General features: G+C 67.1%; 20 protein-coding genes. 12 read left to right on the plus strand and 8 right to left on the minus strand.

Annotated elements, in window-relative coordinates:
- Positions 1-8 precede the first annotated feature (8 nt).
- The 4 genes from EWH10_RS15700 to EWH10_RS15710 form a co-directional block, all read right to left on the minus strand.
- The gene (locus tag EWH10_RS15700) at positions 9-305 is read right to left on the minus strand and encodes a hypothetical protein (RefSeq protein ID WP_065846462.1); all 297 of its coding nucleotides are present in this window, start codon (positions 303-305) and stop codon (positions 9-11) included.
- 256 nt (positions 306-561) lie between these two features.
- Positions 562-1,548: an ABC transporter substrate-binding protein gene (locus EWH10_RS15705; RefSeq protein ID WP_065846463.1), complete on the minus strand. Its 987-nt coding sequence runs from the start codon at positions 1,546-1,548 to the stop codon at positions 562-564.
- On the minus strand, positions 1,538-1,669 hold the full coding sequence (locus EWH10_RS22145) for a hypothetical protein (RefSeq protein ID WP_268236521.1): 132 nt from the start codon (positions 1,667-1,669) through the stop codon (positions 1,538-1,540). Before EWH10_RS22145 ends, EWH10_RS15705 begins: the two co-directional genes overlap by 11 nt.
- A gap of 549 nt (positions 1,670-2,218) precedes the next feature.
- A complete protein-coding gene (locus EWH10_RS15710) occupies positions 2,219-3,124 on the minus strand; it encodes a LysR family transcriptional regulator (protein WP_065846464.1) in 906 nt (301 codons plus the stop codon).
- Positions 3,125-3,240: 116 nt separating this feature from the next.
- On the opposite strand from EWH10_RS15710, the gene EWH10_RS15715 reads away from it, so the two are divergent.
- On the plus strand, positions 3,241-3,993 hold the full coding sequence (locus EWH10_RS15715) for an SDR family NAD(P)-dependent oxidoreductase (RefSeq protein WP_065846465.1): 753 nt from the start codon (positions 3,241-3,243) through the stop codon (positions 3,991-3,993).
- 90 nt (positions 3,994-4,083) lie between these two features.
- Here EWH10_RS15715 and EWH10_RS15720 read toward each other — a convergent pair whose 3' ends face one another.
- A complete protein-coding gene (locus tag EWH10_RS15720; protein WP_065846466.1) occupies positions 4,084-4,818 on the minus strand; it encodes an SDR family NAD(P)-dependent oxidoreductase in 735 nt (244 codons plus the stop codon).
- A gap of 86 nt (positions 4,819-4,904) precedes the next feature.
- Between EWH10_RS15720 and EWH10_RS15725 the strand changes: the two genes are divergently transcribed.
- Positions 4,905-5,276, plus strand: coding sequence for a winged helix-turn-helix transcriptional regulator (locus EWH10_RS15725; RefSeq protein WP_025549465.1), 372 nt, complete (start codon positions 4,905-4,907; stop codon positions 5,274-5,276).
- 84 nt (positions 5,277-5,360) lie between these two features.
- On the opposite strand, the gene EWH10_RS15730 is transcribed toward EWH10_RS15725, so the two are convergent.
- Complete coding sequence (locus EWH10_RS15730; RefSeq protein ID WP_197565247.1) at positions 5,361-5,501, minus strand: hypothetical protein; 141 nt, start codon at positions 5,499-5,501, stop codon at positions 5,361-5,363.
- 688 nt (positions 5,502-6,189) lie between these two features.
- On the opposite strand from EWH10_RS15730, the gene EWH10_RS15735 reads away from it, so the two are divergent.
- From EWH10_RS15735 to EWH10_RS15770, 9 genes are all read left to right on the plus strand, one after another.
- A complete protein-coding gene (locus EWH10_RS15735) occupies positions 6,190-6,528 on the plus strand; it encodes a hypothetical protein (protein WP_025549463.1) in 339 nt (112 codons plus the stop codon).
- Between the two features lie 60 nt (positions 6,529-6,588).
- Complete coding sequence (locus tag EWH10_RS15740; RefSeq protein ID WP_025549462.1) at positions 6,589-7,854, plus strand: TolC family protein; 1,266 nt, start codon at positions 6,589-6,591, stop codon at positions 7,852-7,854.
- Positions 7,851-8,978: an efflux RND transporter periplasmic adaptor subunit gene (locus EWH10_RS15745; RefSeq protein ID WP_025549461.1), complete on the plus strand. Its 1,128-nt coding sequence runs from the start codon at positions 7,851-7,853 to the stop codon at positions 8,976-8,978. The genes EWH10_RS15740 and EWH10_RS15745 overlap by 4 nt, the downstream gene beginning before the upstream one ends.
- A gap of 3 nt (positions 8,979-8,981) precedes the next feature.
- On the plus strand, positions 8,982-12,194 hold the full coding sequence (locus EWH10_RS15750) for an efflux RND transporter permease subunit (RefSeq protein ID WP_065846467.1): 3,213 nt from the start codon (positions 8,982-8,984) through the stop codon (positions 12,192-12,194).
- 52 nt (positions 12,195-12,246) lie between these two features.
- Positions 12,247-12,486, plus strand: a complete 240-nt coding sequence (locus tag EWH10_RS15755) for a hypothetical protein (RefSeq protein ID WP_025549459.1) — start codon at positions 12,247-12,249, stop codon at positions 12,484-12,486.
- A 23-nt stretch (positions 12,487-12,509) separates the two neighbouring features.
- Positions 12,510-12,659, plus strand: coding sequence for a hypothetical protein (locus tag EWH10_RS21795; protein ID WP_165363373.1), 150 nt, complete (start codon positions 12,510-12,512; stop codon positions 12,657-12,659).
- 58 nt (positions 12,660-12,717) lie between these two features.
- Positions 12,718-13,191 carry a YaiI/YqxD family protein gene (locus EWH10_RS15760; protein ID WP_065846468.1) on the plus strand — a complete coding sequence of 158 codons (474 nt, stop codon included), beginning with the start codon at positions 12,718-12,720 and terminating at the stop codon, positions 13,189-13,191.
- A gap of 154 nt (positions 13,192-13,345) precedes the next feature.
- A complete protein-coding gene (locus EWH10_RS15765) occupies positions 13,346-13,570 on the plus strand; it encodes a hypothetical protein (protein WP_229742647.1) in 225 nt (74 codons plus the stop codon).
- A 95-nt stretch (positions 13,571-13,665) separates the two neighbouring features.
- Positions 13,666-16,995: a PAS-domain containing protein gene (locus EWH10_RS15770; RefSeq protein WP_065846469.1), complete on the plus strand. Its 3,330-nt coding sequence runs from the start codon at positions 13,666-13,668 to the stop codon at positions 16,993-16,995.
- Here the strand turns inward: EWH10_RS15770 and EWH10_RS15775 are convergent.
- Both EWH10_RS15775 and acs read right to left on the minus strand, forming a co-directional pair.
- Positions 16,985-17,605, minus strand: coding sequence for a LuxR C-terminal-related transcriptional regulator (locus EWH10_RS15775; RefSeq protein ID WP_025549456.1), 621 nt, complete (start codon positions 17,603-17,605; stop codon positions 16,985-16,987). The genes EWH10_RS15770 and EWH10_RS15775 overlap by 11 nt on opposite strands.
- On the minus strand, positions 17,602-19,554 hold the full coding sequence (acs, locus tag EWH10_RS15780) for an acetate--CoA ligase (RefSeq protein WP_065846471.1): 1,953 nt from the start codon (positions 19,552-19,554) through the stop codon (positions 17,602-17,604). The genes EWH10_RS15775 and acs overlap by 4 nt, the downstream gene beginning before the upstream one ends.
- A 179-nt stretch (positions 19,555-19,733) precedes the next feature.
- Here acs and EWH10_RS15785 point away from each other — a divergent pair, with 179 nt between their 5' ends.
- The gene (locus tag EWH10_RS15785) at positions 19,734-21,176 is read left to right on the plus strand and encodes a DcaP family trimeric outer membrane transporter (RefSeq protein ID WP_065846481.1); all 1,443 of its coding nucleotides are present in this window, start codon (positions 19,734-19,736) and stop codon (positions 21,174-21,176) included.
- The last annotated feature ends 7 nt before the right edge of the window (positions 21,177-21,183 follow it).

Genomic DNA, 21,183 nt, shown 5'->3' on the forward strand with positions numbered 1-21,183 from the left:
CGGGCCCGTTACTGCGCCGCGCCGCCGCCGGCGGTGTCGCTGTCGAAATCCTCGGGATTCCCGCCGCCGCCCGCGCCTGCACCGCTGCCTTCGACTTCGCCAATGCCCTCCTTCGGCCGCTTGCCCCGATTGTCAGTGCCCGCTGCGGGTGGGGTGCTGATGTCAGGCTTGCGGTCCGGGGTGAGATGTGAGCCGCTGCCGACAGCCCCATGCGGGTCTCTACCACCCGCTGCGGGCAGGTCGTCCAGGGACGCGCCAGTCCCGTCAGCCTGATCCTTGCCGTCGGGAATATGTTGGGGAACCATGGATCTCTCCTGTCAGCCGTAAAAGGAGCCAACTGGCGGAGAGCCTGCATGTTCCAGTGCCCGGCAGCAGCGGTGGCGGGCTTTGGCGGGAGCATACTGGCCGAGATGCCGACGCGAAGCCTTGCGACCGTGTCGCGGCCTTGCTGCTTTTCATGCATGACCGCCGGCTTCCCTGGCGTCCTGCCGGAATAGCGAGCGCGATCGGCCTTTCCCACCCGGCGGCCTGAGGCGACGGGTGGGTGGCGGACCATGATTTTCAGCCTCTTTTCGGTATGGAATCGTTGAATCGCGCGTCCCAGAGCGGTCGGACATCGACCGGCTTGGGCAGCAGCTTCTGCGCGAGGAAGAGGTCCGCCACCTGCTGCTGCGAGGCGATGGCCGCATCGGAGACGGGGCGCAGTTCGTAACTGTCGCTCTTGCGGCGGAACTGGTCCACCACATAATCGCGCGGAACGCCGATGTCCGTCGCGACGATGCCCGCCCATTCGGCTTCATTGGCCACGGCCCAGCCATAGGCCTGCTGCACCAGCGCCAGATATTGGCGGATGATCTGGGACATTTCCGCGTCGGCCAGCGCATCGGCATGGGCGCATACGAGATAGTTGCCCGACAGGATGCCGTAAGCGGTGCGCAATATCCGCGCACCCTCGGTCGCGATGGCCCGCTGGATCGGAAAGCCATAGATCGCCCAGGCGTCCAGCGCGCCTTGGGAAAAGGCCGCCGCGCCGTCGGCAACGCCCATGGCCACGGGCGTAATGTCGCCCCAGCCAAGACCCGCTTCCTCCAGCATCCGGATCAGGAAATATTGCGAGGTGGTTGCCCGCACATAACCGACGCGCTTGCCCCTCAGGTCGGCTATGGAACGCGCCTTTGATCCCTTGGGCACCAGAACCGCCTGATTATTGACGTCGCCGTGAAGGACGGCGATCTGACGGAAGCTCTGGATCGTAGAGGCGGCCGCGAAGATCGGCGGAATCTCGCTCATTCCTCCATAATCCAGCGACCCGCCGTTCAACGCCTCCACCACCAGATGTCCCGACTGGAACTCGCTATAGTGGATGTCGAAATCCTGCCGGGGGATGCCAGCGGCCTTGAACAGCAACCGCATGTCGGTCTCGCCCTTGCCGACGATCGCGGCGCGCAGCCGGGGCCTGCCGCGCCCCGCGCCACAGCCGGCCAGCAAAAGACCGGACGCCGCGCCCGCCGCCAGAAAACCACGCCGCGACCAGCCCTCAGCGACCACCGGCGCTTTCCTGCTGCGGCGCGCGCTCGAAGAGGATCACATTCGGATCACGCAGAAATTCGCGGCGGGCGGCATCGCGCAAGCGGAGCCAGGAATCTATCAGGGCACGTAACGGCTTCATACTCATCCTCCCGGCATGGAATGGCCATTATCTATTTTAATGGTAGAGATTAGTCTCACAAGCAATGCTGGTGGACCTATTAGATTTCTTTAGCGCAGGACCGTGCCCTTCGAAGGAGCGGCCAACCCATAAACGGCGATGAGGGAAGCCGGGCGCGCACCATGGGTCATGGAAGCGCCCCGCCCCTTTCCCATGCCCCCATGACCGCCGGCGGGGGCCCGCACTCCCAAAAAACTGGCCCGACAGCCGAAGCCGCCGAGCCAAGGAGAAAGGCATGAAAGCCCTTCGGGTCGCAGAGCTGCTCTTGCGCAATCCACCCGATTCGGATTGTAAAAATCCGACATGAGGGGCGAGGACGCCGGACCGCCTAATCCATGTTGTTTGCGCATGATGCAGGGAAAGATAGTCCGCCAACGGTCACGAAGGAATCGGGTCGCACCGGTCCCCGCCCCGCTCGCCGGGGCGGGGATTTTCTGCGGCGGGATCGCCGGGGCGGGGATTTTCTGCGGCGGGATCGCCGGGGCGGAAACAGCCGGAACGCCAGGGCGATCACGGTTGCGCGGCCAGCATCCCCCGCGGGAAACCGGCGGCGAGATGGTCGATCCAGGCCCTGACCGCCGGGGGCAGGCCGCGCCGGGTCGTGAAGACCAGATGCACGATCCCTTGCACGCCGCGCCATGCGGGAAGGATATGCACAAGCTGCCCCTCCGCCAGCGCGGCATTGCAGATATGGTCGGGAAGCAGGGCGATCCCCAGGCCCTCGACCGCTGCCTTCCGCACCGCCAGCATGTCTTCGCAACCCAGCCGGAGCGCAAAGCGGATGGTATGCGAACGCCCGTCGTCGGTTTCCAGATGCCATTCGCTTTCATCGCCGGCGTCGCTCGTACCCAGGCAGGGCAGATCGGCCAGTCCGGCAATATCGGCAAGGCGGCTCGCCCATTGCGGGCTGCCCACCAGAATGCGCGTCGATTTCCCCAATGAACGCATGGTGAGGGCCGCATCGCCCGTCAGCGTCGTGCGCACCCGCAGGGCGACGTCGATGCGTTCCTCGATCAGGTCCACGGCCCGGTCGGTCGCGACGATTTGAAGGCGGACCCCGGGATAGCGCCGGAGAAAAGCGGGAACCAGGTCCGAGACGATTTCGACGAGACCGTTCGGGCAACTGAAGCGAACCCGGCCATGGGGTTCGGCCTGCGCCTGCATGACCAGTGCTTCGGCCTGTTCCACTTCGGCCAGGATAGTGCGGCATCGCTCATAAAAGGACTGGCCTGTGTCAGTGACGCGGAAGCGGCGGCTGGACCGTTCGATCAGCCGAAGCCCCAGACGCTCCTCCAGACCGGCGATGCGGCGGGACAGTTTCGACTTGGGTTCGCGCAGGGCGCGGCCGGCCGCCGCGAAACCGCCATGGGCCACAACCTGCGCGAAATAGGCATAGTCATTGAGATCAATCTTCATCACCGTTCCTCTGGAGGAACGCTAAGTGCCATATCTGCCGACTACAAGCCTTATCGTCCCGGATCTATCTCCATCGGGCAAGGGCGATCCCGCCGAAATGCTCAAGGAGACAGACGATGACGGACAAGTTCGACAACAAGGTGGTGGTGATCACGGGCGGCACGAGCGGCATCGGGCTGGCCACGGCGAAGGCCTTTGCCGGGGAAGGCGCATCGGTGTTCATCACCGGCCGCCGTCAGGATGCGCTCGACGCGGCGGTCCGGTCCATCGGCGGCAGGGTGACGGGGGTTCGCGGCGACATGGCGGACCTGGCCGACATCGACCGGCTCTACGACGCGGTCCAGCAGGACCATGCACAGATCGACGTCCTCTTCGCCAATGCGGGCGGCGGCGAGTTCGCCCCGCTGGGCGCGATCAGCGAGGACCATTATCAGCGGACCTTCGACACCAATGTGAAGGGCGTGCTGTTCACCGTGCAGAAGGCCTTGCCCTTGCTGAAGGACGGCGCATCCATCGTCCTGACGGCTTCCACCACCAGCGTGGCGGGCACGCCGGCGCTGAGCGTCTATTCAGCCACCAAGGCAGCCGTGCGCAATTTCGCCCGCAACTGGATATTGGACCTGAAGGACCGCCGCATCCGCGTGAACGCGGTCAGCCCCGGCGTGACCGAGACCGCCGGCCTCAATGAACTGTTCGGCGGCGGCGAACAGGCGGAAGGAACCAAGGAATATCTCGCGGGACTGATCCCGGCCGGCCGCGTCGGACAGCCGGAGGAAATCGCCAGGGCGGTGTTGTTCCTCGCCTCCGACGAGGCGAGCTTCATCAACGGGATCGAACTTTTCTTGGACGGCGGGCAAGTGCAGATCTGAAAGGCCCGCTTGCCGGACGGCGCCGGCCCCCCGGGGGAGGGGGGGTCGGCGCCTGTTCCTGTCAAGACCCCGATGACGCCCGGCGCCCGCTCATATCTGCGCCAGGCCGCCGTCGACGAACAGCTCGCCGCCGGTCATGAAGCTGCTGTCTCCCGACGCGAGGAACGCCGCCGCCGCCGCAATCTCCGACGGATCGCCCAGGCGCCCGAGGGGCGTTGCTTCACCCAATGCCTCGAAAGCCTCCCTGCCGACGACGTCGAGCGCCAGATCGGTGAGCGTCGGCCCGGGCGAGAGCACGTTCACGCGAATGCCGGTGCCCTTGAGGTCCAGCGCCCAGCTCCTTGCCAGATTGCGGACGGCGGCCTTGGAAGCGCTGTAGACACTGAAGCTGGGCGTTCCCATTTCTCCGGTGGTCGAGCCGGTCAATATGATCGCGCCGCCCTCCCGCATCAGTGGCAAGGCCTTCTGCACCGTGAAGATCGCGCCCTTCACATTGACGTCGAACGTGCGGTCATAATGTTCCGGGGTGATTTCGCCCAAAGGCACCAACTCGCCGGTGCCTGCATTGGCCACCACGATGTCGAGCTGGCCCCGGCGCGCTTCCACCGCGGCGAACAGCCGGTCGAGATCCTCAGGGCTCGTCACCGATCCCTGCACGGCGACCGCGTTCCCGCCAAGCCGGGCGACGGCCGCATCAAGCGCTTCCTGCCGACGTCCGAAGAGGAAAACGAAAGCGCCCTCCTCCACGAAACGCTGCGCCGTGGCGAAACCGATGCCGCTTGCGCCGCCCGTCACCACCGCCGTCTTGCCATTCAATCTCTTCATCTTCGCGTCTCCTTGTTCAGGTGATGCGTAGCTGGCGAGGCACATTCCTATGGACAAGTATGCACCTTTTGGTAAGTATCAAAAATATGTCCGAGCAACCATCCTGCATGCCGGGCTTCTCCTGCGGCCTGGACGCCACCCTCAAGGTGATCGCCGGCAAGTGGAAGCCGTTGATCATCTACTTCCTGCTGGAAGCGCCCAATCGCTATGGCGAACTGAAGCGGGCCGTGCGCGGCGTGAGCGACAAGGTGCTCATCCAGCAGCTCAAGGAACTGGAGAGCGACGGCATCGTCGTCCGGACGGACTATAGGGAAGTGCCGCCCCGGGTCGATTACTCGCTGACCGCACTGGGCCGCAGCCTGGCCGATGCCCTAGCGCCCCTGTCCAATTGGGGCGCGGAACATATGGAGGAAGTCGCCCGCGTCTTTGCCGAGCGTGACAAATGGCGGCGGGGCTAGGCGATTCCCGAGGGGCGAACCGCCCCGGACTGCCACATGGGTCGTGCTTCCACAGGCGGAAGCCGGTGCCGCCGCTCCATCCGCCTAGGCCAGGAAGCGATCGCTTTCGGCAACGAAGTCCTCGATTTCCTGGAACAGGAAGCCATGCCCGGTCTCGGGACAACGGACCAGCTTGGCGTTCGGCGCCTGTTGCGAGAGGACATAGGATGGTTCAGGAGGAGCCATGCCTCTATCGGGAGAAGATCTTCTCCACGCTCACAAGGCGGGTCGACGGTTCAAAGTCGTCGTTTAATCCTCCAAACTTGCCTCGCTTCGTGCGGCGGTGGCCTGCGGCATCGAGATAACGGCGCATTCGCGCTTCTTCGCGGACAATTCGACACCCGGCTTCACCGGCTTGCTGCCGGCCCTGCCAGCCATCTCCTACGAGGTTGCCCTTTCCTCCAAGCCCTCACAACGCGCCCGGCAACTGGCGGACCGCATCAGGGACATGCTCCGGCTCAGCCCGCTGCAGGAGGATGCCATGACCGCAGGCCGGCATGTCCGGAAGCCGGACCATCGCTCCCCTTCCCTGTCAGTCCTGTCGAACCTTCTGGACGATAGCAGGCGTATAGGCAGGCCAGCGGCAGATCGCCTGCAAACGCGTGCGCTGGAGGAACAACATGCCTGACGGAGACCCCTGATCATAAGCCTCAGGCCGACAAGCCTCACCCCCGCACCGGTTGACGGTGCTTCGCGTCCCGCGCTCCGCTTCAACGAGGCAGTAGCCGTCAAAACATAGCCGCTTCCTCCAGGAAATGAGGCGCCCGCATGGCGGAATCGTCGCTCGAATATCCATCGCCATGCCGAAAAACGCGCTGCGGGGTAGCGTTCTCCCCTTGCAACCAGCCCGAAAATGCTCGTTAAAGGCAGGCGCATGAACCGGCTGCTCGCCCTATTCGCCTGTCTCGCGCTGGCGCTGTCCTTTACGACGGCATCGGTCGCGCATGCGATGGAGCCGATCGATTGCATCGACGCAGAAGGACCAGCGGCTGCCGAAACGCATGACGGCGGCGATGCGGGACAGACGTCCGGCGATACCGACCGCGCCTATCCTCACCAACATGGGGGATGCCATGGGCATCATGTCGCGGCCGCTGTCGCCATGTCGGAAATCACGTCCGGTCCGGTCCATCGGATGGTGAAGCTGCGTTGGACGCCCACCATCCATGGCGCCGCACCTCCGCGGAGCGAGTTGAGACCGCCGATCGCCTGACCACTGCCGCCCGGCCTGCGCATCGCGCAGGCGGTCATCCGTTGTCAGGAGTTTCCGAACATGAACCGTTTGCTGGCGGCGTTGCTTGCCGCCACCTCACCCCTATCCGCCGCGCAGGCGAAGTCCGCGCCGACGGCCGAAGCACCGCCCGGCCTGACGCTTGAGCAGGCGCTCGATCTCGCCAGCGCCACTGCCCCTTCGCTGGACGCGGCCGGGGCCGGCGTCGATGCAGCCAGGGCCGCGCAGGCAGCGGCCGGTCTGCGGCCGAACCCCATCCTCACCGTCGAAGCCGAGAATGTGGCCGGCACCGGCCTCTATTCGGACACGAAAAGCCTGGAGGCCACGACTTCGCTGGCCCTCCCGCTGGAACTGGGCGGAAAGCGATCGGCCCGGCTTGCCATCGCGGCCGCCCAGCGCGATCGCGCCTTCATCGAACAGGCGGTTGCGCGGGTCGACCTGCGGTTCGCGGTGACGCGGGCCTATGCGGAGGCCGCGGCGTCGGAGCGGCGGCTGGCGAATGCGCGCGACCAGCTTCGGATTGCCGGGGAAGGCTTGCATGCCGCTCATGTCCGCCTGCGTGCCGGCCGCGCCTCGCCCATGGAGGTGCAGCGCGCCGAGCTGGCCAGGATCAATGCGCAGGCCGCTCTCGTGCGGATGGAACGGTCGGCGGAAACGGCCCGCTTCATCCTGGCCCAGCGAATCGGGCAGGCGATCCCCGGCGCTCTCGACGCAGGCTGGTTCGACCGCATCGGCACAGCCCCCGGCCCGTTGCAGCCCCTGGAGCTGACAGAGACGCTGGCGCTTGCCGCCGCCAACGCCGATCTGGCGGCGAGCAGCGCGCAGGTGCGGCTTGCCCGAACCCAGCGCATTCCCGATCTGACGGTGGGCGCGGGCGTCCGCCGACTGGAAGCGACCAACGACAGCGCAGCGCTTTTCAGCCTGTCGCTGCCCCTCCCCTTCCTCAACGGCGGCAAGGCGGCGGTCGGGCAGGCCCTGGCGGAGCAGCGTCGCGCCGAAGCCCAGCGGCGAGCCACCGCGCAGGAGGTCGCCCAGGCGATAGCCCAGGCGCAGGCCGAGGCCGCGAACGCCGCCATCGGCGCGGAGACGGCGACCGGACCCGCCCTTGCGGCCGCTGAGGAAGCCGCCCGCATCGCCCGCATCGGCTATCGCGAGGGCAAGTTCAGTCAGCTCGACCTGCTCGATGCCGAACGCACGCTCACCGAAACGAAGGCAGCCGCCATAGAGGCGCTGCTCGCCTATCACAATGCACGAGCGCAGCTGGAGCGATTGACCGCTCGCGCGCCGGATCAGGGAGACGATCGATGAACCTCCTCCAGCGGACCGTCATGGCCGCAATCCTGACATTCACGGTCGCCGCCTGCGGAAACCAGCCTGCCGAAGAAAGCCATGCCGAAGGGGAGGCGCATGCCGGCGGGGAAGGGCTGATCCGCCTCACCGCGCAGCAGATCGCCGCCGCGGGCATCGAACTCGCCCGGCCCACCCCGGGTGGGGCGGGCGCCATCACCCTGCCCGCCACCATAGAGGGCGATCCGCAGGGGACGCAGGTGGTTTCCGCCGCGATCGGCGGGCGCATCGTGGCCCTCAGCCGCAATCTGGGCGAATGGGTGCGCAAGGGCGACATGCTGGCGGTGATCGAAAGCCGCGAGATCGCCTCGCTCAAGGCGGAGGCCGAAGCGGCGCAGGCGCGGCTGGCGCTCGCCCAATCCAATTTGCGGCGGGAACAGCGCCTGTTTGCCGAACGGGTTTCGCCCGAACAGGATCTGGTCGCGGCACGCACCGCCGCGACGGAGGCCGGGATCGCGCTGCGCCTCGCCCGGCAGCGGATTGCGGCGTCAGGGGGCGGGGGCGGTGGGCTCAACCGGCTGGGCATCGCCGCACCGATCGGTGGCCAGGTCATCACCCGCACCGTGACGCTGGGGCAGATGGTCGCCGAGGATGCCGAACTCTATCGCGTCGCCAATCTCTCTAAACTGGCGGTCCGCCTGTCGCTTTCCCCTGGCGATGCGAGCCGCGTCCGGCCGGGCGCGCGGGTGGACATCACCGCGCCGGGCCGCAGGACCAGCGCACGCATCGGCTTCGTCTCTCCGGTGCTCGATGAGAGCACGCGCCTCGTCCCCGTGCTGGCCATTATCGACAATCGCGGCGGCCAGTGGCGTATCGGCGAACCCGTCACCGCCGCCATCGCGGTGACGGGCGAATCGGGCGGCATGACGGTGCCGTCCGGCGCGGTCCAGACGGTCGAAGGGCGGCCCTCGGTCTTCGTCCGCACAGCCCAGGGGTTCAGGGCCGTGCCGGTCACTACAGGCCGGCCAGGCGGCGACGCGGTCACGATCCTGTCGGGCCTGACCGGGCGCGAGCAGATCGCCGTCGCCAACAGCTTCACTCTCAAGGCCGAGCTCGGGAAGAGCGAAGCCACGCATGAGGATTGAACCATGATCGGGCGTATCGTGACCTTTTCGGTCGAGCGGCGCTGGTTCGTGCTGCTCGTCACCCTCATCGCGGCCGCGATCGGCGGCTGGGCGCTCAGCCGCCTGCCCATCGACGCGGTTCCCGACATCACCAACAACCAGGTGCAGGTGAATATCCGCGCGCCCGCGCTGTCGCCCGAACTGGTCGAAAAGCAGGTCGCCTTCCCGATAGAGACCGCGCTGGCGGGGGTGCCGGGGCTGGAATATACAAGATCGCTGAGCCGCAATGGCTTCGCCCAGGTGACGGCGGTCTTCACCGATTCCACCGACATCTATTTCGGCCGCGCCCAGGTTGCCGAACGGCTGCGCAGCGCGGAGGATAGCCTGCCGGACGGCGTCACGGCTGAAATGGGCCCGATCGCCACCGGCCTTGGCGAAGTCTATATGTGGACGGTCCATCTGGCCCATCGCAAGGATGATCGACACTCGCCCGGCGAACCCGGCATCCAGCCCGACGGCAGCTATATCACGCCGGAGGGCGAGCGGCTGGTCGGCCAGTCCGATCAGGCGACCTATCTGCGCACGGTGCAGGACTGGATCGTCGCCCCGCTGCTCAAGAACACGCCAGGCATCGCCGGCATCGATTCCATCGGCGGCCATGTGAAGCAATATCAGGTCGCGCCCGATGTCCAGCGGCTCGCGGCGCTGAACCTGAGCCTCAACGATCTGGCGACCGCATTGGAGGAGAATAACAGCGCCGTCGGCGCGGGCGTCATCGACCGCAACGGCGAAGGGCTGACGGTGCGGTCGGATGCCCGCATCCGCAACGCCGACGATCTCAGCCGAACGGTCATCGCGACGCGGGAAGGCGTTCCCATCCTGCTCCATCAGGTCGCGACGGTGCGGACCGGCCAGGCGCTGCGGATGGGGTCCGCATCCGAGAACGGACGGGAGGTCGTCGTCGGCACCGCGGTCATGCGGATCGGGGAAAACAGCCGGGCCGTTGCCTCCGCCGTCGCCGGGCGACTGGACGAGATCAATGCCTCATTGCCAACCGACGTCATCGTAGAGCCCGTGCTGGATCGCACCGCGCTGGTCAACGCGACGATCGGCACGGTGGCGAAGAACCTGTCCGAAGGCGCGCTGCTCGTCATCGTCGTGCTGTTCGCCCTGCTCGGCAATTTCAGAGCCGCGCTGATCGCCGCGCTGGTCATCCCCATCACCATGCTGCTCACCAGTTTCGGCATGCTGCGCGGCGGTGTCTCGGCCAATCTCATGAGCCTGGGCGCGCTCGACTTCGGGCTCATCGTCGACGGGGCCGTCATCATCGTGGAAAATGCCCTGCGCCGGATCGCCGAGCACCAGCATGACAGTGGCCGGACGCTGAACCCTGAAGAAAGGCTGTCGGCCGTGGCCTTGGCCGCGCGCGAGATGATAGGCCCGTCCGTCTACGGCCAGGCGATCATCATCCTCGTCTATGTCCCGCTCCTCACGCTGGACGGTGTGGAGGGCAAGACCTTCACGCCGATGGCGATGACGGTCATCCTCGCGCTCGGCTTCGCCTTCATCCTCTCGCTGACCTTCGTTCCGGCCATGCTGGCCCTGCTGCTGTCGAAGCCGGTCGAGGAGAAGGAGGGGCGGATCATGTCCTGGCTGAACGCACGCTATCGGCCGGGGCTGGAAACGGCGATGCGCCGGCCCAGCCGGACGATCGGGATCGGGGTCGCGGCATTTCTGGCGGCCATCGCCGGCTTCTCGATGCTGGGGCAGGAATTCCTGCCCCAGCTCGACGAGGGCGACATACTCGTCCAGGCGGTCCGCGTTCCGGGCACTTCGGTCGACCAGAGCCAGGCCATGCAGTTCGCGGTCGAACGCGTCGTCGCGGGCGAGCCCGAGGTCCGCTTCGTCTTTTCCAAGACGGGCACGGCCGAGCTTGCTTCCGACCCCATGCCGCCCAATGCGACCGACACCTTCGTCATCCTGAAGCCCCGCGCGCAATGGCCCGACCCCCGCCTCGCCAAGGCGGATCTGGTCGAACGGCTGGAGCAGCGGCTCGCGATGCTGCCGGGCAACGCCTATGAGATCACCCAACCGATCCAGATGCGCTTCAACGAGCTGATCGCGGGGGTGCGCGGCGACATCGCCATCAAGGTCTTCGGTGACGATGTCGACCAGATGAGCGGCACGGCGGATCGCATCGCCGCCGTGCTGCGGCGGACCCCAGGCGCCACCGACGTGCGGGTGGAACAGACCGAAGGCCTCCCCATTCTCGACGTGCAACCCAATCGCAATGCGATGGCGCGGCTGGGCATCAGCGCGCGGGTGTTGCAGGACATATTGGCCGCCGCGGTGGGCGGGCGCGACGCGGGCATGATCTTCGAGGGCGACAGGCGCTTTGCCGTCACGATCCGGCTGAGCGAGGAGGCGCGAACCGATCTGGAGACGCTGAGCCAGGTGCCGGTGCCCACTCCGGCGGGTGCCTTCGTGCCGCTGGCAAGCGTCGCCCGGATCACGCTGGTCGACGGCCCGAACCAGATCAGCCGCGAAAACGGCAAGCGCCGGATCGTCGTGCAGGCCAATGTGCGCGGGCGCGACGTGTCCGGCGTCGTCGCGGATGTGCGGGCGGGGATCGCGCGGGACGTGCGGCTGCCCGCCGGCACCTATCTCCAATGGGGCGGCCAGTTCGAAAATCTGGCATCGGCGCGGGAACGGCTGCTGCTGGTCGTACCGGCCTGCTTCGCGCTCATTCTCCTGCTGCTCTACGGGGCGCTCGGCAGCGTGCGGGACGCCGTGATCGTCTTCACCGGCATCCCTCTCGCGCTGGTCGGCGGCGTTCTGGCGCTGGCGCTGCGCGGCATGCCTTTCTCGATCTCGGCCGCGGTGGGCTTCATCGCCCTGTCCGGCATCGCCGTGCTCAACGGGCTGGTCATGGTGACGTCGATCCAGGACCTGATGGCGCGCGGCATGGATCGCGGCAAGGCAGCCTGTGAAGGCGCCAAGGTGCGGCTGAGGCCGGTGGTCATGACGGCGCTGGTCGCCTCGCTCGGCTTCGTGCCCATGGCGCTGGCGACCGGCCCCGGCGCGGAGGTGCAAAAGCCGCTCGCCACCGTGGTCATCGGCGGCCTTGTTTCCGCAACCTTGCTGACCCTGTTCCTGTTGCCGACGCTCTATGCCCGCTTCGGCCGGCGGGTCGGGTCGGCTGCGCCGGGACAGGAGGAAATGGCGGCCATCTCCTGAAAGGGGAATGCCCGCTCCCCCGGCTTGCTGCCGGGGGAGCGGGAGAGATTTCATGTCGCAGGTGGAATCCTTGGCACTTGCGGGCTCCGCCGCAGTTCCCAGCGATAAGGAGGATGCCGTGCCGGACCAGATCGTTTCCATTGGCCTGCTGACAGCGAAAGACCTTGAGCTTCTCGGTCAAGGATTCCGGCGGCACTTTCCCATACAGGATGACGACCTCTTCAAGGACCTGCTCGCGAAGCTGGATGAACTGCCGGCGCGGCCCGAGCCCCGCGCCAAAGACAGGCGATGAGCGGGCGACGCAGAAGGCTTGGCATGGGCCTGCTGCTGACGGCGATCCTGTTGAGCATTGTCGTCATCGTCGGCCTGATGATCCATTCAAGCATCGACGCGCCCGATCCGGCGTCGCGACCCCCCACGGGCGCCATGCCGCCGGAGGGCGAACCGATGCGCCCGGCGGATTAGATCACGCATTCATCCCGCCTTGCGCGGCGCCCATCAGGCGGTGCATGGAGCGGCAGCCATGTCCCAGACCAAAACGCCCAACATCCTTATCGATGCCGACGCCTGCCCGGTGAAGGAGGAGACCTACAAGGTCGCCTGGCGCCATGGCGTGCCGGTCATCGTCGTCAGCAACAGTCCCATCAGGGTGCCGGCGCATCCGCTCGTCTCCCGCATCGTTGTGGGCGAGGGCTTCGATGCGGCGGATGATTGGATCGCCGGGCATGTGGACGCCGGCTCGATCATCATCACCGCGGACATCCTGCTGGCCGACCGATGCCTGAAGGCTGGATGCGGTGCGGTGATCGCGCCCACGGGCAAGCCCTTCACCCATGCCTCCATCGGCAATGCCGTGGCGGTACGGGCGATCAAGGCGGACTTGCGCGCCGGCATCCTGGCGGACGGCGTCGGCGGACCAGCGCCGTTCGCGAAGGCCGACCGGTCCCGCTTCCTGTCCGCCCTGGACGAAGCGGTCGTCCGATTGCGGCGGCGGTAAGACCAAGACCTGGAGCAGGGCCCGAAACCCGACCGCGCCCTAACCTGCGTCATCGATGGGACAGGATCGCCCGGCGCCCGGTCGCGTTTGATGAGGCGCAGGTCGGTGATCGGCTCGCGGGACGCTGGTGCGCATGCCAAGAGAGGAGGAAAGGATGGTCCGTATGCTTTTGATCGCAGGCAGCCTGCTTGCCGGGGCCTGTTCGGGCGAGACCCCGTCCGACCGGAATGCAGTCAACGGATCGGCCATCAACCGCGCGGACGATGCGCCGGGCAATGGCGCCGCAGGACCGCTGCCGACCAGCGGATCTGGCGAGGTGCCGCCCAACGCGCCGGGCGCGGATAATCAGGCGACGGGCTCCAATATCAGCGACCGATAAGGCGGAATTGCCGGAACCGGGCGCTCCGCGCACCGGCGGAAATACGACCTCTTCGGCGCATTGTTCCGGCGTCGTCGAGCCAGTAGAGATGGGCCATGAGTCTGCTTTCGGCGGCCCTTCTCGCGCTCGCGATCGTCCTGCTGCTGTTCGGGATCGCCACCATCGTCGAGAGGCGCGGCGGCCTTGCGCTCGGCCGTTATGACGTGCGCCACGGCGCCTATGCGCTGGCGCTGGGCGTCTATTGCTCAAGCTGGACCTTCTACGGCGCGGTCGGGAGCGCCGTGCGCGACGGCTGGCATTACCTCCCCATCTATCTCGCGCCGATCTGCCTGCTGATCGTCGCGCCCCGTTTCCTGCGCAGGCTGGCCGAGGCGGTGGCGGAGGAACAGGCAACCACCGTGTCCGACTTCATCGCCGCGCGTTTCGGTCACGATGTGGTCGTGGCCCGTCTGGTCACGGTCATCGCCTTGCTGGGAACAGTGCCCTATGTCGCGCTGCAATTCCGCTCCATCGGCAGCGCGATCTCCATCGTGACGGGCCGCCCCGTCGCGACGCTGACCATGCTGACCGCCGCCTGGCTGCTGGCGCTGTTCGCCATGCTGTTCGGCGCCCGCCGGTTCGAACTGGCGGGGCGCAGCGAAGGCCTGGTCTATGCGATCGGCATCGAATCCCTCCTCAAGATCGTCGCGCTGACCGCGGTGGCCGTCCTCGCCTTCGTCCTGCTGGGACAGGCGGACCCGACGGACCTCAGCCGCGGCGTCGCCATATTGTCCGCCAATTTCCGGCCGGAACGGTTGTCGATCGAGGTCGGCATCATCTTCCTCATCTCCGCCATGGCCGTCATCGTCCTGCCCCGGCAATTCTACATGGGCCTGGTTGAGGCGCGGGAACCGGGCGATCTTGTCGGCGCGCGCTGGGGACTGGCCGCCTATCTCGGCGCGATGGCGCTGATGGTGTTGCCCATCGCGCTGGCCGGCGCAAGCCTGCTGCGCGGCGCCCAACCCGATCTCTACATGCTGGCCCTGCCCGGAATGACCGGACAGGGCATCGTGCTTGCCCTGGCCCTGCTGGGCGGGATCGCGGCGGCGGCGTCGATGGTCGTGGTCGATTCGACCGCGCTCGCGACCATGGTCTCGAACGACCTCCTCTTCCCCACCCTGCTCGCGCGCGAGAACGGCGGGGAAGCGGGCGCCGGGGCGCTCGGCCGGCGCATGCTGCTCGTGCGGCGCCTCTCCATCCTCGCCATCATCGCGGCGGCGCTCGCCTGGGCGCTGCTGGTTTCGGCCGAACAGTCGCTCGCCTCGATCGGCCTTGTCGCCTTCGCCGCCATGGCGCAGTTCACGCCGCACCTGATCCTGGCCACCTATGCGCCGGGTCGCGATGCGCTGGCGGCGCGGGCAAGCCTTGCCGTCGGCCTTGTCATCTGGTTCTACACCCTCGCCCTGCCGCCCATATTGCCGCCCGCCTGGCTGGATGCGCTGGAGGGAAGCGCCGCCGATCCCCTGCGCCTCTTCGGCATCGGCGCCGCGTCGCCGCTGGTGCATGGCGTGGCGTGGAGCCTGGGCGCGAACCTTTTGGTCTTCGGCCTGGTCGCCGCGCGCAAGGTGAAGGCGCCCGTCCTGCCCCGCCTCGGCAGCCAGCGCCCGATCACCGACCTGGCCGAACTGGCGCAGCTCACCGCCAGCTTCATCGGTGAAGAGGAGGCTGCCCGCGAATTTCCGGCGGCCATGCGGGGCACGCCCATCGACAGGCGGTCGGCGCAGCGCGCCCGCACGCTCATCGCGCGCGTCGTCGGCGCTTCCTCCGCCCGCGCGCTGGTCGCCTCGGCACTGGCCGGGGGGCAGATGAGCCTTTCCGACGTTACCCGGCTGCTGGGAGAGCGCGGCCAGTCGCTTCGCTTCTCCCGCGAACTGCTCGCCGCGACCTTCGAGCATATCGATGCCGGCATCAGCGTGGTCGACGCCGACATGAACCTGATCGCATGGAACAGCCAATATCTCGACCTGTTCGACTTTCCTCCCGGCTTCCTGCGGGTGGGCGTGCCGATCGCGGAACTGATCCGCCATAATGGGCGGCTGGGCGATTTCGGCGACGAGGACATAGAATTCCACGTCAGGAAACGTCTTCGGCACATGCGCCGCGGCCTGCCCCACAGTTTCGAACGGCGGCGAAAGGACGGCCGCGTCATCAAGACCATCGGCGGGCCGATGCCCGGCGGCGGCTATGTCACCAGCTTCATCGACATCACCGAGGATGCACGCATCCGCGACGAGCTGGGCCGCACATTGGCGGAACTGGAAACCCGCGTCGCCGACCGCACACGCGAACTCAGCGAGACCAATTTGCGCCTGGCCGAGGCGACGAAGGACAAGACCCGATTCCTCGCCGCCGCCAGCCACGACCTGCTTCAGCCGCTCCACGCCGCGCGGCTGTTCACCGCCGCCCTGCAACGCGAGGTGGAAGGAACGCCGCACATCCTTGCCGAACGCATCGACAGCGCGATCATGGCGGCGGAAGGGCTGCTTCGCGCTCTCCTCGACATCAGCAAGCTCGATGCCGGCGGTGTCGAGCCCAGCCCGGAGCCGATCGACCTTACGCCGTTTCTCACCAGCCTTGCTGAAGGATTCGCGCCGATGGCGAAGGAGAAGGGGCTGCGCCTGCTGACCGGTCCCCTTTCCGGCCATCTCGATACCGACCCGGGACTGCTCCGCTCGGTCCTCCAGAATTTCGTCTCCAACGCCCTGCGCTACACGCAGCAGGGCGGGATATTACTGGGCGTCCGGCGCAGGGGTTCGATGATCCGGATCGACGTCGTCGATAGCGGCGTCGGCATCGCCGCCGACCAGATCGGGACGATCTTCGGGGAATTCACCCGGCTCGGCGCGCTGGACGTCGAGGGACTCGGCCTTGGCCTCGCCCTTGCACGCCGCATCGTCCGGCTGCTCGGCGGGCGGATCGAGGTGCGGTCCGTGCCCGGAAAGGGCAGCCGGTTCAGCCTGCTGATGCCTGCCGCAACCGGGCCAGCCGCGCCGGCACCGGCACCGGGGGCGCAGGCCCCCCTTCCGGCGGCGAGGGGTCTGGCCGTGCTGGTGGTCGATGACGATCCGATGATCGTAGCCGCGACCGAGGCGCTGCTGGCCAGCCTCGGCCATCGGCCGCTGGCCGCCGCCGAAGGCAGGACCGCCCGAAAGCTCGCGTCCGCAGCCGACGCCGCGCTGGTCGACTTCCAGCTTGGGACGCAAGAGGACGGCCTTGCCCTGATCGCGGCGCTGCGGCGGGAGCATCCGGGATTGCCCGCCGCGCTGGTCACGGCGGAGGACGATGCGAGCCTCGCCACCCGCGCCGCCATGCTCGACATCGCCTTCATCGCCAAGCCTGCGGCGCCGGAGGCGATCTCGGCCTTCCTGGCCCGCGTCAGTGGTTGAGATCGAGCCCCAGCGAGCGCGCGACCAGTGCCGCCTGCGTGCGGTTCTGCACATCCAGCTTGCGCATGATCGCGGTCATATGCGCCTTCACCGTCGCTTCGGTCACCATGAGGTCGTGCGCGATCTGCTTGTTCAGCTTGCCGTTCAGCACCTCCAGCAGGACCTTCAACTGGGTCGGCGTCAGGGATGCGATCTCCTTCTGGACCGCATCCTCGGGTCGCGGCGGAGCGGGCGGGAGCCGGTGGCCGCCCAACGCCCGCGCGATCGCCGCCTCGATCGCGGGCAGGTCGCTATCCTTGGAGAGGAAGCCGACGGCGCCCAGCGCCTGGGCTTCCTCCGCCGCCTTGGCCCCGTCCGCGCTTGAAACCACCAGGATCGGCACGTCCGGCTGTTCCGCATGCAACAGCGCTATGCCCGAATAGCCGACCGCGCCCGGCATCTTCAGGTCGAGCAGGATGAGGCGCAGGCCCGTGGCCCCGCTCGCCGCCTGAACGGCGCCGGCGAGCGTCCCCGCTTCGATGATGCTGGCCCGCGGAGCGACCTTCATCACCGCCACCGCCAGCGCCTGACGGAAAAGCGGGTGGTCGTCCGCGATGAGAATCGTTTCTATTGCGCCTCTTCCAACCGTGGTCTGTTCGCCAGCAGATTATCGACCACGGTGGGATCGGCAAGCGTCGACGTGTCGCCCAGGTTGGAAACGTCGTTTTCCGCGATCTTCCGCAATATGCGCCGCATGATCTTGCCCGAACGGGTCTTGGGCAGGCCGGGGGCGAACTGCACCACGTCCGGCGATGCGATGGGGCCTATTTCGCTGCGTACCCAGCGTATCAGCTCGCCGCGCAGGGCGTCGTCCGGCTCGACATCGGCATTGGTGGTGACATAGGCGTAGATGCCCTGCCCCTTGAGGTCGTGCGGCATGCCGACGACGGCCGCCTCGGCAACCTTGGGATGGGCGACGAGCGCGCTCTCGATCTCCGCCGTGCCCATGCGGTGGCCGGAAACGTTGATGACATCGTCGATGCGGCCGGTGATCCAATAATAGCCGTCCTCGTCGCGTCGGCATCCGTCGCCGGTGAAATAGCGCCCCGGAAAGGTCGTGAAATAGGTCTGGAAGAAGCGGTCATGATCGCCCCAGACGGTGCGCATCTGCCCCGGCCAGCTATCCGCGAGGACGAGGCAGCCTTCGCCCGCCCCCTCGATCAGCCGCCCGTCGCCATCGACCAGTTCGGGCCTGACCCCGAACATCGGCAACGTCGCGGAGCCCGGCTTGAGCGCGACTGCGCCGGGCAGCGGGCTGATCATCGCGCCGCCGGTCTCCGTCTGCCACCAGGTGTCGACGATGGGACAACGCCCTTCCCCCACGACATGATGATACCATTCCCATGCCTCGGGATTGATCGGTTCACCGACGCTGCCCAGCAGCTGCAGGGACTTGCGACTGGTCTTGCGCACCCATTCGTCGCCCTCGCGCATCAGCGCGCGCAGGGCGGTGGGGGCGCCGTAGAAAATCTCCACGCCGAACTTGTCCACCACCTGCCAGAAGCGGGATGCATCCGGGAAATTGGGCACGCCCTCGAACATCACGGTCGTCGCGCCGTTCATCAGCGGCCCATAGACGACATAGCTGTGGCCCGTGACCCAGCCGATGTCGGCGGCGCACCAGTAGATCTGGCCGGGGCGATAATCGAACACATATTGGTGCGTCATCGCCGCCCAGACGGCATAGCCGCCGGTCGTGTGCAGCACGCCCTTCGGCTTGCCCGTCGAACCGGAGGTATAGAGGATGAAGAGCGGGTCTTCCGCGCCCATCTCCTCCGGCTCGCACTCCGCGGGCTGGGCTTCCACCGCCGTGGCCCAGTCGATGTCGCGCCCCCCGACCATCGCCACATCGGCGCCGGTGCGGCGCAGCACGATGACGGTATCGACATCCGCGCAATGGGCGAGGGCGGCGTCGACATTCGCCTTCAGCGGAACCTTCCTGCCGCCGCGCAGGCCCTCGTCGGCGGTGACGACGATGCGGCTCGCGCAATCCTCGATGCGGCCGGCAAGCGCTTCGGGCGAGAAGCCGGCGAAGACGATCGAGTGGATCGCGCCGATCCGCGCGCAGGCCAGCATCGCGACCGCCGCCTCCGGCACCATGGGAAGATAGAGGGTGACGCGGTCGCCCCGCCTGACGCCCCGCGCCTTCAGCAGATTGGCGAAGCGGCATACCGCCTCATGCAGCGCGCGATAGCTGATGCGCCGTTCGGGCTCTGCCGGATCGTCGGGCTCCCAGAGGATCGCGATGGCGTCGCCACGCTCCGCCAGATGGCGGTCGAGGCAATTGGCGGACAGGTTGAGCGTGCCGTCAGCGAACCAGCTTATGCCGAAATCCTCCGCCGAAAAACTGGTCGCCTTCACCTGGCTGAAAGGACGCATCCAGTCCAGGCGCTGCGCCTCCTCCGCCCAGAAGCCATCCGGATCGGTGATCGAGCGCGCATACATCTGCCGGTATCGCGCGGCGTCGACCAGCGCTTCGTTCGCCCAGTGGTTGGGAACGGGGTAAATGCCCTGGTCCATAGTCTCGCACTCCTCTCCTTGATCGCTACCGATCCGTGGGCGGCATCCTAATTGCCGCAGGCGCACATCGGACCCCCGACGAAGGTCGAACATGTCCGACCATGGTTCGGCTGTCGCGCCACGGCGGCATGCGCGATCCTGACCATAGCCGGAACACAAGCCGGATCCTGGAGAGGTCGATGCCAAAGCCGAACAGGCCATTATTGCGCGTGCTGCTGGGGGCGAGCGCGCTCGCCGCGCCCCAGTTGGCCGGCGCGCAGACCATGAAGGAGGCGGATCTCGCCGCGCGTCTGGAACGGATGGAGAGCGAGATCACCCAGCTCCGGACGGAACTCGCCGCCGCGCGCAGCCAGCAGGACGAAACCCGCGCCGCCGCCGCCGACGCCACCCGCAAGAGCCAGGAGGCTTCGGCGCAGATGAGCCGACTGGCGGACGGCACGCCCAGGCTTGGCTTCCGCTCTGGCAATAGCAATGTCGTCCTGTCCGGCTATGTGAAGCTGCTCGCGAGCAGCGCCCGCTACAGCGGCGGCGACGATCCGAGCAACACGCTGGGGCGCGACCTCTATCTGCCGCAGTCCATTCCCGTCTTCAATCCCGCCTCCCCGACTTCCCCCACCCATGTCACCGATTTCTCGGCCAAGCAGACGCGCTTCTGGGTGGATGCCACGACCAAGCTCGGCAAGCATGCGCTGAAGGCCTATATCGAATTCGACTTCCAGGCCGCGCCCGGCACGCCCCAGGCGCTGGGCCAGGGCACGCAGCGCACGACCAACGCCTATGACCTCGCCATGCGGCGCGCCTTCATCCAGCTCGATCGCTGGACCTTCGGGCAGGATTTCACCAATTTTTCCAACCCCGCAATCTTCCCGGAGAGCACCGACTATGTCGGGGGCGTCGACGGCCTGATCTTCGTGCGCCAGCCGATGGTGCGCTACAGCCTTCCGCTGGGCCACGGCCTCACCTTCCATCTGGCGGCGGAAAATCCGGAAACGGCTTCCGCCACCGTCGGCGCACCCGCCCTCGTCGAAAATGGCGAGGACCATGCGCCCGACATCACCGGGCGGCTGGAATATGCGGGCGGGTTCGGTTTCCTCGACCTTGCGGTGCTGGGCCGCCAGTTGCGCGTCGACAATGCGAAAACGGGCGCAGCCCATATCGTCGATTCCCGCCTGGGATGGGGCATCAGCGCCGCCGGCAAGATCTTCCTGGACGACAGGCATGGCAGCGACATCCGGTTCCAGGCAAGCTATGGCGAAGGGATCGGCCGCTATCTCGGCCTGAACTTCGGCACGGACGCGGTCCTCCAGGCCAATGGGGAACTCGCCCGCGTCCGCAACCTCGCATTGTTCGGCGCGGGCCGCTATGCGCTGGACGACCAATGGCGCGTCAACCTGATCGCCAGCTATCAGCGCATCTCCTACGCCGACGATCTCGATCCGGCGACGACTTCGGGCATAGCGATGTTCAATCGCCAGGCGTGGAGCGTCGCCGGCAACCTCTTCTATTCCCCGGTGAAGAACGTCGATCTCGGCATCGAGTACCGGCATGGCGAGCGCCGGCTCGTCAACGATCTCAACGGCCATGTCGACCGGTTCGACGTCGCGGCGAAATATAATTTCTGACAGGAGG

The organism is Sphingobium fuliginis (assembly GCF_004152845.1).
Classification (GTDB): Bacteria; Pseudomonadota; Alphaproteobacteria; order Sphingomonadales; family Sphingomonadaceae; genus Sphingobium; species Sphingobium fuliginis.

Bases quoted from the DNA above. Each gene is read 5' to 3' on its own strand.
- EWH10_RS15750 (WP_065846467.1), top strand. From the start codon at position 8,982: ATGATCGGGCGTATCGTGACCTTTTCGGTCGAGCGGCGCTGGTTCGTG.
- EWH10_RS15755 (WP_025549459.1), top strand. From the start codon at position 12,247: ATGTCGCAGGTGGAATCCTTGGCACTTGCGGGCTCCGCCGCAGTTCCC.
- acs (WP_065846471.1), bottom strand. From the start codon at position 19,554: ATGGACCAGGGCATTTACCCCGTTCCCAACCACTGGGCGAACGAAGCG.
- EWH10_RS15725 (WP_025549465.1), top strand. From the start codon at position 4,905: ATGTCCGAGCAACCATCCTGCATGCCGGGCTTCTCCTGCGGCCTGGAC.
- EWH10_RS15735 (WP_025549463.1), top strand. From the start codon at position 6,190: ATGAACCGGCTGCTCGCCCTATTCGCCTGTCTCGCGCTGGCGCTGTCC.
- EWH10_RS15740 (WP_025549462.1), top strand. From the start codon at position 6,589: ATGAACCGTTTGCTGGCGGCGTTGCTTGCCGCCACCTCACCCCTATCC.
- EWH10_RS15715 (WP_065846465.1), top strand. From the start codon at position 3,241: ATGACGGACAAGTTCGACAACAAGGTGGTGGTGATCACGGGCGGCACG.
- EWH10_RS15765 (WP_229742647.1), top strand. From the start codon at position 13,346: ATGGTCCGTATGCTTTTGATCGCAGGCAGCCTGCTTGCCGGGGCCTGT.
- EWH10_RS21795 (WP_165363373.1), top strand. From the start codon at position 12,510: ATGGGCCTGCTGCTGACGGCGATCCTGTTGAGCATTGTCGTCATCGTC.
- EWH10_RS22145 (WP_268236521.1), bottom strand. From the start codon at position 1,669: ATGAAGCCGTTACGTGCCCTGATAGATTCCTGGCTCCGCTTGCGCGAT.
- EWH10_RS15745 (WP_025549461.1), top strand. From the start codon at position 7,851: ATGAACCTCCTCCAGCGGACCGTCATGGCCGCAATCCTGACATTCACG.
- EWH10_RS15720 (WP_065846466.1), bottom strand. From the start codon at position 4,818: ATGAAGAGATTGAATGGCAAGACGGCGGTGGTGACGGGCGGCGCAAGC.
- EWH10_RS15700 (WP_065846462.1), bottom strand. From the start codon at position 305: ATGGTTCCCCAACATATTCCCGACGGCAAGGATCAGGCTGACGGGACT.
- EWH10_RS15770 (WP_065846469.1), top strand. From the start codon at position 13,666: ATGAGTCTGCTTTCGGCGGCCCTTCTCGCGCTCGCGATCGTCCTGCTG.
- EWH10_RS15710 (WP_065846464.1), bottom strand. From the start codon at position 3,124: ATGAAGATTGATCTCAATGACTATGCCTATTTCGCGCAGGTTGTGGCC.
- EWH10_RS15760 (WP_065846468.1), top strand. From the start codon at position 12,718: ATGTCCCAGACCAAAACGCCCAACATCCTTATCGATGCCGACGCCTGC.
- EWH10_RS15730 (WP_197565247.1), bottom strand. From the start codon at position 5,501: ATGGCTCCTCCTGAACCATCCTATGTCCTCTCGCAACAGGCGCCGAAC.
- EWH10_RS15785 (WP_065846481.1), top strand. From the start codon at position 19,734: ATGCCAAAGCCGAACAGGCCATTATTGCGCGTGCTGCTGGGGGCGAGC.